The sequence below is a fragment of the Streptomyces sp. NPDC059564 genome (assembly GCF_042735575.1).
Classification (GTDB): Bacteria; Actinomycetota; Actinomycetes; order Streptomycetales; family Streptomycetaceae; genus Streptomyces.
Genome location: NZ_JBHWBP010000071.1, coordinates 18,679 through 29,752, shown reverse-complemented (window position 1 = coordinate 29,752; position 11,074 = coordinate 18,679). Strand labels below are relative to the sequence as shown.

General features: G+C 71.4%; 15 protein-coding genes. 7 read left to right on the top strand and 8 right to left on the bottom strand.

The annotated features are described in order from the left end of the window. Positions 1-50: 50 nt before the first annotated feature. The 4 genes from ACFV0Q_RS15445 to ACFV0Q_RS15430 form a co-directional block, all read right to left on the bottom strand. Positions 51-641 carry a malonic semialdehyde reductase gene (locus ACFV0Q_RS15445; RefSeq protein ID WP_385005389.1) on the bottom strand — a complete coding sequence of 197 codons (591 nt, stop codon included), beginning with the start codon at positions 639-641 and terminating at the stop codon, positions 51-53. Between the two features lie 98 nt (positions 642-739). Further along, positions 740-988 carry an exodeoxyribonuclease VII small subunit gene (locus tag ACFV0Q_RS15440; protein WP_385005387.1) on the bottom strand — a complete coding sequence of 83 codons (249 nt, stop codon included), beginning with the start codon at positions 986-988 and terminating at the stop codon, positions 740-742. Between the two features lie 58 nt (positions 989-1,046). Beyond that, on the bottom strand, positions 1,047-2,309 hold the full coding sequence (gene xseA / locus ACFV0Q_RS15435; RefSeq protein WP_385005385.1) for an exodeoxyribonuclease VII large subunit: 1,263 nt from the start codon (positions 2,307-2,309) through the stop codon (positions 1,047-1,049). 9 nt (positions 2,310-2,318) lie between these two features. Then, positions 2,319-3,716, bottom strand: coding sequence for an APC family permease (locus ACFV0Q_RS15430; RefSeq protein WP_385005383.1), 1,398 nt, complete (start codon positions 3,714-3,716; stop codon positions 2,319-2,321). 86 nt (positions 3,717-3,802) lie between these two features. Here ACFV0Q_RS15430 and ACFV0Q_RS15425 point away from each other — a divergent pair, with 86 nt between their 5' ends. Together ACFV0Q_RS15425 and ppgK are read left to right on the top strand one after the other, a co-directional pair. After that, on the top strand, positions 3,803-4,816 hold the full coding sequence (locus ACFV0Q_RS15425) for a 4-hydroxy-3-methylbut-2-enyl diphosphate reductase (RefSeq protein WP_385005381.1): 1,014 nt from the start codon (positions 3,803-3,805) through the stop codon (positions 4,814-4,816). Between the two features lie 32 nt (positions 4,817-4,848). Beyond that, positions 4,849-5,595: a polyphosphate--glucose phosphotransferase gene (ppgK, locus tag ACFV0Q_RS15420; RefSeq protein ID WP_385005379.1), complete on the top strand. Its 747-nt coding sequence runs from the start codon at positions 4,849-4,851 to the stop codon at positions 5,593-5,595. Here ppgK and ACFV0Q_RS15415 read toward each other — a convergent pair. Continuing rightward, the gene (locus tag ACFV0Q_RS15415; protein WP_385005377.1) at positions 5,592-6,053 is read right to left on the bottom strand and encodes a DUF6542 domain-containing protein; all 462 of its coding nucleotides are present in this window, start codon (positions 6,051-6,053) and stop codon (positions 5,592-5,594) included. The two genes, ppgK and ACFV0Q_RS15415, sit on opposite strands and share 4 nt — an antisense overlap. Positions 6,054-6,202: 149 nt before the next feature. On the opposite strand from ACFV0Q_RS15415, the gene ychF reads away from it, so the two are divergent. Further along, on the top strand, positions 6,203-7,291 hold the full coding sequence (gene ychF / locus ACFV0Q_RS15410) for a redox-regulated ATPase YchF (protein ID WP_266574146.1): 1,089 nt from the start codon (positions 6,203-6,205) through the stop codon (positions 7,289-7,291). A 134-nt stretch (positions 7,292-7,425) separates the two neighbouring features. Here the strand turns inward: ychF and ACFV0Q_RS15405 are convergent, their stop codons facing one another. Both ACFV0Q_RS15405 and ACFV0Q_RS15400 read right to left on the bottom strand, forming a co-directional pair. Further along, positions 7,426-7,689, bottom strand: a complete 264-nt coding sequence (locus ACFV0Q_RS15405) for a type II toxin-antitoxin system RelE/ParE family toxin (RefSeq protein ID WP_385005374.1) — start codon at positions 7,687-7,689, stop codon at positions 7,426-7,428. Beyond that, positions 7,682-7,951, bottom strand: coding sequence for a type II toxin-antitoxin system Phd/YefM family antitoxin (locus ACFV0Q_RS15400; protein ID WP_019434848.1), 270 nt, complete (start codon positions 7,949-7,951; stop codon positions 7,682-7,684). The genes ACFV0Q_RS15405 and ACFV0Q_RS15400 overlap by 8 nt, the downstream gene beginning before the upstream one ends. Before the next feature lie 197 nt (positions 7,952-8,148). Here ACFV0Q_RS15400 and ACFV0Q_RS15395 point away from each other — a divergent pair, with 197 nt between their 5' ends. The 3 genes from ACFV0Q_RS15395 to ACFV0Q_RS15385 all read left to right on the top strand — a co-directional run bounded on the left by ACFV0Q_RS15395 (position 8,149) and on the right by ACFV0Q_RS15385 (position 9,402). Next, complete coding sequence (locus ACFV0Q_RS15395; protein ID WP_385005393.1) at positions 8,149-8,304, top strand: hypothetical protein; 156 nt, start codon at positions 8,149-8,151, stop codon at positions 8,302-8,304. Positions 8,305-8,336: 32 nt separating this feature from the next. Then, positions 8,337-8,483, top strand: a complete 147-nt coding sequence (locus tag ACFV0Q_RS15390) for a hypothetical protein (protein WP_385005391.1) — start codon at positions 8,337-8,339, stop codon at positions 8,481-8,483. Positions 8,484-8,697: 214 nt separating this feature from the next. Further along, positions 8,698-9,402: a Crp/Fnr family transcriptional regulator gene (locus ACFV0Q_RS15385; RefSeq protein WP_385005372.1), complete on the top strand. Its 705-nt coding sequence runs from the start codon at positions 8,698-8,700 to the stop codon at positions 9,400-9,402. Here ACFV0Q_RS15385 and ACFV0Q_RS15380 read toward each other — a convergent pair. Beyond that, the gene (locus ACFV0Q_RS15380; RefSeq protein ID WP_385005370.1) at positions 9,382-9,936 is read right to left on the bottom strand and encodes a hypothetical protein; all 555 of its coding nucleotides are present in this window, start codon (positions 9,934-9,936) and stop codon (positions 9,382-9,384) included. The two genes, ACFV0Q_RS15385 and ACFV0Q_RS15380, sit on opposite strands and share 21 nt — an antisense overlap. 287 nt (positions 9,937-10,223) lie before the next feature. On the opposite strand from ACFV0Q_RS15380, the gene ACFV0Q_RS15375 reads away from it, so the two are divergent. Further along, a complete protein-coding gene (locus ACFV0Q_RS15375) occupies positions 10,224-11,012 on the top strand; it encodes a hypothetical protein (RefSeq protein WP_385005368.1) in 789 nt (262 codons plus the stop codon). Positions 11,013-11,074: the final 62 nt, after the last annotated feature.

Here is an 11,074-nt window from a genome sequence, read left to right as displayed (position 1 = left end):
CCCGGGGCGGGCCGCCTCTTCGCTGTCTGCCACGTCTGCCGGGGCAGGGCTCAGACGGTGGTGATGACCTGCTCGAAGTCCAGGCGCGGGGAACGCGGGAACCAGGCGTTCTCGCCCGGCTTGCCGATGTTGACGACCATCAGCGGGGTGTGGTCGGCGTCCAGGAACTCCTTCTGGACACCGGCGAAGTCCAGGCCGGTCATCGGGCCGGCGGCCAGGCCGGCGGCGCGGACGCCGATGATGAAGTAGGCGGCCTGCAGGGAGGCGTTGACCAGGGCGGACGCCTCGCGGACCGGGCGCTCGGAGAAGAACGCGTCCTTGGCCTGCGGGAAGTGCGGCAGCAGCTGGGGGAGCTCCTCGTGGAACTCGTTGTCCGCGGAGAGGATCGCGACCAGCGGGGCGGCGGCGGTCTTCGGCTGGTTGCCCTCGGCCATGTGCTTCACGAGGCGCTCGCGGGCCTCGGGGGAGCGGACCAGCGTGATGCGCAGCGGGGTCTGGTTGAAAGCGGTCGGGCCGAACTTCACAAGGTCGTAGATCGCCTGGACCTGCTCCTCGGTGACCGGCTCGTCGGAGAACGAGTTGGCGGTACGGGCCTCGCGGAACAGCAGGTCCTGAGCGGCGGCGTCGAGAACGAGAGACATCGGAAAGCCTTCTTCTGTACGGAGGTGAAGCGCGATGTCTCCGACTCTACGGCGAAAGTAGATGAAATTTCAACTAAATTGGCGCGGGGTGATGTGGATCACTCCTCGCGGCCGCCCTCGCGGCCCTCGCCGTCCCCGGCCGCCGCGTCCCGGGCGGCCAGCGCCGAGTCCAGACGGGCCCGGGCGCCCTCCAGCCAGTGCCGGCAGACCTTCGCCAGCTCCTCGCCGCGCTCCCAGAGGGCCAGGGACTCCTCCAGGGAGGTGCCGCCCGCCTCCAGCTTGCGCACGACCTCGACGAGCTCGTCACGGGCCTGCTCGTACCCCAGCGCCGTATCGGTTTCAGTCATTCCCGTTCCCATCGTATAAGTGCACTTCAACAGAATGTGTTGCCGGAACGTGTCGTCCTCAGACGGTCCCCGACACCGCTTCGGAGCCGCCCGGGGACCCCGCTCCCGGGCCCGCACCGGCGACCTCGACGCTGAACTCGCCCGCCGCCACCCGGGCCCGCAGCACCTGTCCCGGCGCGACCTCCTCCGGCGCCCGCACCACGTGCCCGTCCGCCCGCTGGAGCACCGCGTACCCCCGCTCCAAGGTGGCCGCCGGTGACAGCGCCACCACCCGGGCCAGGGTGTGCTCCAGCTCGGAGTCGGCCCGGTCCAGCAGGTGCCCCAGCGTGCGCCGGCCACGGGCCAGCAGCGCCTCCAGCTCCGCCTCACGGGTCTCCACCATCCGCTGCGGGTGCACGAAGACCGGCCGCGCCAGGGCGTGCGCGAGGCCCCGCTCCTCCCGGTCCAGCAGCCCGCGCAGGGCGCGCAGCCCCCGGCCCTGGAGCTGGCGCACCCGCTCCATCTCCTCCCCGACGTCCGGGACCACCTTCTTCGCCGCGTCCGTGGGCGTGGAGGCCCGCAGGTCCGCCACCAGGTCCAGCAGCGGCGAATCCGGCTCGTGCCCGATCGCCGAGACCACCGGGGTGCGGGCCGCCGCGACCGTCCGTACGACCTCCTCGTCGGAGAAGGGCAGCAGGTCCTCCACGCTCCCGCCGCCCCGCGCCACGATGATCACGTCCACGTCCGGGTGGGCGTCCAGCTCCTTGACGGCCCCCACCACCTGCGGCACCGCGTGCACCCCCTGCACGGCCACGTTGCGGACCTCGAAGCGCACCGCCGGCCAGCGCCGCCGGGCGTTCTCCAGTACGTCCCGCTCGGCCGCCGAGGCCCGCCCCACCACCAGGCCGATCAGCTGCGGCAGGAACGGCAGGGGCTTCTTGCGGTCCAGCGCGAAGAGGCCCTCGGCGGCCAGCGACCGCTTCAGCCGCTCCAGGCGCGCCAGCAGCTCCCCGATGCCGACCGGGCGGATCTCGGTGACCCGCAGGGACAGCTGCCCGCGCGGGGCGTACCACTCCGGCTTGGCCAGGACGACGACCCGCGCGCCCTCCGTCACCGCGTCCGCGACCTCCTCGTAGACCTGCCGGAAGCAGGTCACGCTCACGGAGATGTCGTGCGACGGGTCGCGCAGCGTCAGGAACACCACGCCCGCCCCCGGCCGCCGGGACAGCTGCGTGATCTGCCCCTCCACCCACACCTGGCCCAGCCGGTCGATCCAGCCCCCGATGAGCCGGGACACCTGACCGACCGGCAGCGGCGCATCAGCCGACGTATTCAGACCCATGCACGCAGGCTAACCGCCGGGACCGACACCGGTACCGGGCCCGTCGGACGGGATCCCGGCGCGTCGGCCGCGCTGGGCCACCAGGACGCACAGCCCCACCAGCAGCCACACCGCCCCCACGAGCTGCGCCGTCCAGGAGGCCTCGACGATCACGGCGACGGTCACCGCCGCGCCCAGCACGGGGACCACCAGGTGCTTCCACCAGTGCGGCGGACCCTCCATCCGCCGCACCACGAACCAGCCCACCACCGAGGCGTGCAGCAGGGTGAAGGCCGTCAGCGCCCCGATGTCCACGACGGAGACCAGGTGGTCGAGCCCGTCGTCGCGCCGGGCCGCCCACACGGCCGCCACCAGCGTCACCGTGGCCGCCACCAGCAGCGCCGCCCTCGGCGTGCCGTCCGAGGTGCGCGCCAGGGCGCCCGGCAGCCGCCGCTCCCGGGCCATCGCGAAGATCAGCCGCCCGGCCGCGGCCTGCCCGGCCAGCGCCGCGAAGGCCGCCCCGATCGCCTTGCTCGCCGCCACCAGATCGTGCAGCCACCCCCCGACCGAGGACTCGACCGCGTTGTAGAAGGCCGGCCCCTGCAGCGCCGGATCGGCGGCCAGCTCCGCCGAGGAGACCGGGGTCAGCAGCGCCGCGAGGTAGGTCTGCACGAGGAACAGCACCCCGGTCAGCGCCAGGCAGAACAGCACCGCCCGGGCCACCCGCGCCGAACCCCCGGTCACCTCCTCGGCGAAGGAGGCGATGGCGTCGAAGCCCAGGTACGACAGGACCGCGACGGATACCGCGCCGAGGACGGCGGCCGTCGAGAAGCCCAGCGAGCCGTCGCCGGTCAGCGGGGACAGCCAGCCGCGCCGGGCGCCGCCCTGCAGCAGCACGGTCACCGCCGAGACCAGGAAGACGAGCAGCACGAGGATCTCCAGGCCGAGCACCGCGAAGCCCACGCGCGCGGCCGCCCGTACGCCCCACAGGTTCAGCAGGGTCGTGATCACCACCGCCAGCGCCGTCCACACCCACCGGGACACCTCCGGCACCAGCGCGTTCATCGCGATCCCGGAGAACAGGTACGCGACCGCCGGGATCAGCAGGTAGTCCAGCATCGCCATCCAGCCGGCGATCAGCCCCGGCCCCTCGCCCAGCGCCTTGCGGGCGTAGGTGAAGACCGAGCCCGCCTGCGGGGCCACCCGCACCATCTGCGCGTACGAGAAGGCCGTGAAGGCCATCGCGACGGTCGCCACGACGTAGACGAGGGCGACGGCACCGTGCGACTTGGCGTCGAGGGTGCCGAAGACCCCCACCGGGGCCATGGGGGCGATGAAGAGCAGCCCGTAGACGACCAGATCCCGGAACCCCAGGCTCCGCCGCAGTGCCGTGGGCGGGGCCGTGGTGGAATCCGTAGCGGATGCCATCGTTCCTCCGGAGGATCGCCGGGACGGACGTTCGACCAAGTGTGTGTCGAACGGGGGACGTCCGGCCTGCTGGAGACCCCCGTACGATGGAGCGTATGACTGCTCCCGCCCCCGCTCCCGCATCCCGCCGCGTCCTGCTCGCCGCCCCGCGCGGCTACTGCGCGGGCGTGGACCGTGCCGTGATCGCTGTCGAGAAGGCCCTCGAGCAGTACGGTGCGCCGGTCTACGTCCGGCACGAGATCGTGCACAACAAGTACGTCGTCCAGACGCTGGAGAAGAAGGGCGCCATCTTCGTCGAGCGGACGGAGGAGGTCCCGCCGGGCTCCATCGTGATGTTCTCCGCGCACGGCGTGGCGCCGGTGGTGCACGAGGAGGCGGCGCGCGGCAAGCTCGCGACGATCGACGCGACCTGCCCGCTGGTCACCAAGGTCCACAAGGAAGCGATCCGCTACGCGAACGAGGACTTCGACATCCTCCTCATCGGCCACGAGGGCCACGAGGAGGTCATCGGCACCTCCGGCGAGGCCCCCGACCACATCACCATCGTCGACGGCCCGGACGACGTCGCCAACGTCGAGGTGCGCGACGAGTCGAAGGTCGTCTGGCTCTCCCAGACCACGCTGTCGGTCGACGAGACGATGGAGACCGTCGACGCGCTGAAGACGAAGTTCCCGCTCCTCGTCTCCCCGCCCAGCGACGACATCTGCTACGCCACCTCGAACCGGCAGGCGGCCGTCAAGGTGATGGGCGCCGACTCCGACCTGGTCATCGTCGTCGGCTCCAAGAACTCCTCGAACTCCATCCGGCTGGTCGAGGTCGCCCTCGACGCGGGCGCGGGCGCCGCGTACCTCGTCGACTTCGCGAGCGAGATCGACGAGGCCTGGCTGCAGGGCGTCACCACCGTCGGCCTGACCTCGGGCGCCTCGGTGCCGGAGGTCCTGGTCGAAGAGGTCCTGGAGTGGCTGGCCGCCCGCGGCTACGCCGACGTGGAGATCGTCAAGACGGCCGAGGAGTCGATCGTCTTCTCCCTGCCGAAGGAGCTGCGCCGCGACCTGCGCGCGGAAGCGGCCGGACTGGTCGCCGGCGGCGCAGACAAGTAGCCTGCCGCGCCCCGCGTTCGTACGGTGTGTCCATGCAGATCTTCGGTGTGGACATCGGCGGTTCCGGGATCAAGGGCGCTCCCGTGGACCTTGACCGCGGCGAGCTGGCGCAGGAGCGCCACAAGGTACTGACCCCGCATCCGGCCACTCCCGAGGCAGTGGCCGGACGCGTCGCCGAGGTGGTCGGCGCGTTCTCCTGGAAGGGCCCGGTCGGGGTCACCTTCCCCGGCGTGGTCACCGGCGGCATCACCCGGTCGGCCGCCAACGTCGACAAGGGCTGGATCGGCACGGACGCCTCCGCCCTCCTCTCGCGCGAGCTCGGCGGCCTGCCGGTCACCGTCCTGAACGACGCGGACGCGGCGGGCGTCGCGGAGATGACGTACGGGGCAGGGCGCGGGCGGGGCGGCACGGTCATCCTGCTCACGCTGGGCACGGGCATCGGCAGCGCCCTCTTCACGGAGGGGCGCCTCGTCCCGAACTCGGAGCTGGGCCACCTGGAGCTCAAGGGGCACGACGCGGAGACGCGCGCCTCGGTCAAGGCCAAGGAGGACGGCGACCTCACCTGGGAGCGCTGGGCGCACCGCCTGCAGCGGTACCTGGCCCACGTGGAGATGCTCTTCTCCCCGGACCTCTTCATCCTCGGCGGCGGCGTCAGCCGCAAGCCGGAGAAGTTCCTCCCGCTGATCGAGGGCATCCGCGCGGAGATCGTCCCGGCGAAGCTCCAGAACAACGCGGGCATCGTGGGGGCGGCGATGGCGGCGCGCGGTCGGGCGGGTTAGGCGGTGCTACGCCGGGCAGCGCGGCGGCGGCCGCTCAGCGCGGCCCGCCGTACCAGGGCGATCAGGGCGGCGACCAGCGTGCCCGCGTAGAGCCACCCGGCGTGCAGGGACAGCGCCGACACCACCCCCATCAGCTCCCCGCCGAAGCCGCCGGAGCCGCCCGAGACGGGCCACACTCCGGCGGCGAAGGCGATCGGCACGGAGACGGGCGCGGTGATCAGGTCGGCCGGCCGCACCCACACGGCGGTCGCGGCGGCCACGGGCAGGAAGAGCAGCCCGTAGGCGAAGAGCGAGGAGTCGAAGAGCAGCCAGCAGATCCCGGCGGCCAGGAGCATCGCGGCACACGCGAACAGCCCGCCGCCGAGCCCCGTCAGCCTGGGCCGCGGCAGCCGCCGGCCGGCCCGGGCCGCCGCCGGGGGCCGGGGGGCGCGCGCCTGAGGGTGACGTACCGAACGCATCCTGTATTGCTCCACCCCACCAAACTAGGCGGGAGGCCCCCCGGATCGGCCCCCGGACACGCGTACATCCACCGCCGCTCATCGGAAAGTAAACTGTCCGATGGCCCACTCCGGGCCGCCGCCCCCTCCAGCTACGGGAAGTCGCCAACGTGTCGCTCACGATCGGAATCGTCGGCCTGCCTAATGTCGGCAAGTCGACCCTTTTCAACGCCCTGACCAAGAACGACGTGCTGGCGGCCAACTACCCGTTCGCCACCATCGAGCCGAACGTCGGCGTCGTCGGCGTCCCGGACCCGCGCCTGGCCGTCCTGGCCGGCATCTTCGGCTCGCAGAAGATCCTCCCGGCGACGGTCGACTTCGTCGACATCGCGGGCATCGTGCGCGGCGCCTCGGAGGGCGAGGGCCTCGGCAACAAGTTCCTCGCGAACATCCGCGAGTCGGACGCGATCTGCCAGGTCATCCGCGCCTTCAAGGACGAGAACGTCGTCCACGTCGACGGCAAGGTCTCGCCCAAGGACGACATCGAGACGATCAACACCGAGCTGATCCTCGCCGACCTCCAGTCCATCGAGAAGGCGGAGCCGCGCCTGACGAAGGAGTCCCGCCTCCAGAAGGAGAAGGTCGCGGTCCTGGCCGCGGTCGTCGAGGCCAAGAAGATCCTCGAAGCGGGCGACACCCTCTTCTCGAAGGGCATCACCAAGGGCACGGAGCAGGGCGACCTCCTCCACGAGCTGCACCTGCTCACCACGAAGCCCTTCCTCTACGTCTTCAACGTGGACGAGGACGAGCTGACGGACGACGCCTTCAAGGCGGAGCAGTCCGCCCTGGTCGCCCCGGCCGAGGCGATCTTCCTGAACGCGAAGCTGGAGCAGGACCTCTCGGAGCTGGACGACGAGGAAGCCCTCGAGCTCCTCCAGTCGGTCGGCCAGGACGAGCCCGGCCTCGCCACCCTCGGCCGCGTCGGCTTCGCCACCCTGGGCCTGCAGACCTACCTGACGGCCGGCCCGAAGGAAACCCGCGCCTGGACCATCAAGCAGGGCGCCACCGCCCCGGAGGCCGCCGGCGTCATCCACACCGACTTCCAGCGCGGCTTCATCAAGGCCGAGGTCATCTCCTTCGCCGACCTGGTCGCCTGCGGCTCGGTAACCGAAGCCCGCGCGAAGGGCAAGGCCCGCATGGAGGGCAAGGAGTACGTCATGCAGGACGGCGACGTGGTGGAGTTCCGCTTCAACGTGTAGTCGTGCACTTACTGTACGTGACGTTATTGGTCAAGTGTGCAGCTCAGAAGGGGTCGGACTCTGTCGAGTCCGACCCCTTCGTCGTCACGGTGCTGGATGGGTGCTGGATATTCTGACGTGAGGTCAGCGGGTCATCAGGTCTCGTAAACGGTGGACCGGTGTCCCACGTGAACGACCCAGATCACCAGCTCGCCGTTGTTGATCGTGTAGACGACGCGGTAGTCGCCTACGCGAAGGCGGCGTCGTTCCGGCTGTGACACGAGTGCGGTGGTGTTGAAGCCGAGAGGGTCGGTCTCCAGCTCGGTCAGCTTGGCCAGGATGCGCAGCGCCATGTCGCGGGGGATCTTCCGAAGCTCGGCCTGCGCCTCGGGGCGGAAGACGGTTCGGTACTCACTCACCGCGCGCCAGCGTCTCCCTCATGATGTCCTCAATCGGGATGCCGGGTGCTGGGTTGGCCATGCGCTCGTCGATGATCCGATTGATCTCGCGCTCTTCCCACTCCTGGTACTTGCGCAGCACCTCGATGGAGACCACGGCGGCGACTTCCTTGCCTCGGCGCGTGATCACGGTGGGTACGTCGTCGCGGTCGGCGCGCTCCACGACCTCCGCCAAGTGCGCACGCACGTCGCGGATGGACTCTATGGGCAGTGGCTGCGTCATGCGCTCAAGGGTACCGAATGTCGCATGTGTACACAAGGGCTGCCGTGGTGCTGCCCGTGAACGGCCCGACCTGTGAGAACACGGGTCGGGCCGTTGTGCTGTCCGTATCCGGGACCACAAGAACGACCTGTTCGAAGTGGACATGCCCCGGGACACGCCCATGTCCGGAGCCAACGGCTAGGGCGGCACTGAAGCCGATGTGCGCTACGGCGGCGGAACAGGCGCTGGACACCATCCCAGTGGCCTGGTCGTGCAGGTTCTCCAGCCGCACCTGGCAGGGGCTGTCGGTGACCGTGACCGAGGGGCCGACCGAACTGCCCGTGCTCCAGAAGACGGACGAGGGGAGGAGCTGAGCGCGTCGGACGAAGATGCCTACCGCGAGGCCGTGCGCGCCGGCAACTTCATGGCGATGCGCAGAGCGGCGTACGCGCGCCCGGTGAAGTCGGCCAAGCTGAACCGGCTGCGCGAGATCGTCGAGGAGGAGCAAGTGCGGCTGGGGGCGGTCCGCACGGAGTCCGCAGGGCACCCGTAGTCGACCGTCGGGAGCCAACGCACGCCAACGGGGAAGCTACGCCCGGGTTTTGTCGGGTGAGGTCGAGACGTGCCCCGTTCCGTGCGGGTGGGCGCATTCGTGGGGGGAGGGCCTAGCCTGGGCGGGCGCGCGGCGGATGCGGGTGTGGAGAGGTGGAGGGGTGGGCGTGGGGCCGGGTGGAGAGTGGGAATGGCCGGGTCGGAGTCTGCTCGGGGTGTTGTCCGCTCCCGCGCGGGCCGAATTGCTGGGACTGGGGTCGGAGTTGACGCTCGGCTCCGGGGGCGTGCTGCTCACCGAGGGCGCCACGGATCGGCATCTGTTCGTGATTCTCAGCGGGTTCGCCAAGGTCACCGCGACGGTGGAGAACGGGCAGGAGTCACTGCTCGCCGTCCGGGTCGGGGGTGACAGTGTGGGGGAGATGGCCGCGCTCGACGGTGCGCCGCGGTCGGCCGGGGTGGTGGCCTGTGGGTCGTTGCGGGCGCGGGTGATCGGGCCCGGGGCCCTGCACGGGCTCATGGTGCGGCGGCCCGAGGTGGCTATGGCGCTGACCCGGATCGTGGCCGACCGGCTGCGCTGGGCCAACCGGCGGCGGCTCGAGTTCCGGGGCTATCCGGTCAAGGTGCGCCTCGCCCGGCTTCTGGTGGAGCTCGCCGTGGCGTACGGGCGGCCCGAGTCGGGCGGTGGTCACGTCATCGGCTTCCAGCTCACCCAGCCGGAACTCGCCGCGCTCACCGGCGCCGCGGAGACCACCGTGCACAAGGGGTTGCGCGAGCTACGGGACGAGGGGCTGCTCGGTACCGGATACCGGACGACCACCGTCCACGACCTCGCCCGGCTCGCCCGGGTGGCCGAACTCGCCGAGCCCGTGATGCCACCCGCCCCGCGTCGGCCCCGGGGGTCAGCCGAGGAGCGGTCGTAGCAGCAGGCAGAGCCCGGCGGTGGTTCCCATCACCGCGGTGCACACCACGGCGGCCGTCACGCAGCGGTACTTCCGAAGGGCCACGCCCGAGAGGAAGCGGACCATCGCGCGCAGCTGCTGCTCGCCCTCTCCGGACGGCGTGGGTACGGGAGCGGTGAGCGGCAACGGGTCCGAGGCGGCGGCCAGCCGGACGAAGCTGTAGTCGTTGGGGCCGGCGGGCCGCCAGACGCGCGGCCGGAGCGCCAGCGCGAGCGAGGCCGCGCCGCCGAAGAGGCCGCAGGCGAAGAGGACCAGCAGCACCCCCGCCATCCAGCCGAGCGGGCCGCCGCGCCGCCAGCCGTCGAGCGCCGCCTCGCTCCACGCGCCGGTCGTCCCCACGAGCGCCGCCTGCACTGCGGAGAGGATGCCGGCCTTGGCGTCGGCATGCTGGTGCGCCGTCTGCAGGACGGTCAGCATCGTGTGCGAGGCGGGGACGAGCGCACTCTCGGAGGGGGCGGATGCCGCCGTGGGTGCGGTGGGCGGGGTGGATGTCACGGAACCTCCAACACGGCGCGAACGGAATTCCATTGAGCCGCGGGCGCGCCGGGCGGACCAGGCACTTCTACGGGATTGGGGCGACTGCGCGAGATCCCGTACTTCCACGGGGTGCGGGTGCCCGGTTCCGGTGTACGACTGGCAGTGTGACCGGCGCTCCAGGGGGGTGGGCAACGGTCCGGGAGCAGCATGCCGCGTCGCCTCGCACCTTGTAACTCACCTGATTCGCAAGTGAGTTGGAGGTGCGGCATGCTGTCCTTCCCGATGTGACGGACGAGGAGGACGAGATGTCCGTAGGTGCGATGGGCGTGTTCGGCAGGCGGCTTCTGCTCGCCGTCGACGCGCGAGGATACGGCAGCGCGGACACCGCGCGACAGCGCGAGATTCAGACAGTTCTGCCCCGGCTTCTCTCCGATGCGGCCGATGCGGCCGGGCTCGGCCGCGCCTCCTGGATGCGGCAGCTCGCCGGGGACTCCGAGTTCGCCGTGCTCCCGGCCGGTTCCGACGAGCAGGCGCTCGTCGAGCCGTTCATGCGCCGGCTGGACGCCGGGCTGCGCGCCCACAACCGCGACCGGGTGCCCGCCGCGCGGCTCGCGCTGCGCGCCGCCGTGCACTTCGGTCCGGCCTCCGAGGCCCCCAGCGGCTTCGTGGGTCCCGGGCCCGTGGAGGTCTCCCGCATCCTGGAGAGCGACCCCCTGCACCGGGCCCTCGACGAGGCCCCGGACGCCGCGCTCGCCGTCGCACTGACCGCGCCGGTCTTCACGGAGCTCGTCGCCCAGGGGTACACCAACTTCCGGCCGGAGGAGTTCCGCGAGGTCGTCGTCGAGAAGAAGGAGTACCGGGGCCGGGCCTGGCTGTGGGTGCCCGGGTACGACGTCCACGCTCTGGACCTCGGCGACGCCGTCTCCGGTTCCGGCGCGGACTCCGGTTCCGGTTCCGGTTCCGCGGCGGGCCCCGCTGAGCCCGCCGTGCCTGCTGCGCCCGCCGCGCCCGCTGCGAGCGGAGGCGACTCCGCCACCACCAACCTGTACGGAACCGTCATCAACGGGAACGTCGTCTTCGGCATCTCCAAGTGAGCGCGGTGGACGGGGAGACGGGGGTGCACGCGTGAGTTCCACGGATCGACTGACGGAGAGTC

What these genes read in the sequence shown, in the direction of transcription:
- xseA (WP_385005385.1), bottom strand. Translation starts at nt 2,309, where the DNA reads ATGGGTCTGAATACGTCGGCTGATGCGCCGCTGCCGGTCGGTCAGGTG.
- ACFV0Q_RS15415 (WP_385005377.1), bottom strand. Translation starts at nt 6,053, where the DNA reads ATGCGTTCGGTACGTCACCCTCAGGCGCGCGCCCCCCGGCCCCCGGCG.
- ACFV0Q_RS15395 (WP_385005393.1), top strand. Translation starts at nt 8,149, where the DNA reads ATGTGCGCTACGGCGGCGGAACAGGCGCTGGACACCATCCCAGTGGCC.
- ACFV0Q_RS15400 (WP_019434848.1), bottom strand. Translation starts at nt 7,951, where the DNA reads ATGACGCAGCCACTGCCCATAGAGTCCATCCGCGACGTGCGTGCGCAC.
- ACFV0Q_RS15445 (WP_385005389.1), bottom strand. Translation starts at nt 641, where the DNA reads ATGTCTCTCGTTCTCGACGCCGCCGCTCAGGACCTGCTGTTCCGCGAG.
- ACFV0Q_RS15430 (WP_385005383.1), bottom strand. Translation starts at nt 3,716, where the DNA reads ATGGCATCCGCTACGGATTCCACCACGGCCCCGCCCACGGCACTGCGG.
- ppgK (WP_385005379.1), top strand. Translation starts at nt 4,849, where the DNA reads ATGCAGATCTTCGGTGTGGACATCGGCGGTTCCGGGATCAAGGGCGCT.
- ACFV0Q_RS15375 (WP_385005368.1), top strand. Translation starts at nt 10,224, where the DNA reads ATGTCCGTAGGTGCGATGGGCGTGTTCGGCAGGCGGCTTCTGCTCGCC.
- ACFV0Q_RS15440 (WP_385005387.1), bottom strand. Translation starts at nt 988, where the DNA reads ATGACTGAAACCGATACGGCGCTGGGGTACGAGCAGGCCCGTGACGAG.
- ACFV0Q_RS15425 (WP_385005381.1), top strand. Translation starts at nt 3,803, where the DNA reads ATGGAGCGTATGACTGCTCCCGCCCCCGCTCCCGCATCCCGCCGCGTC.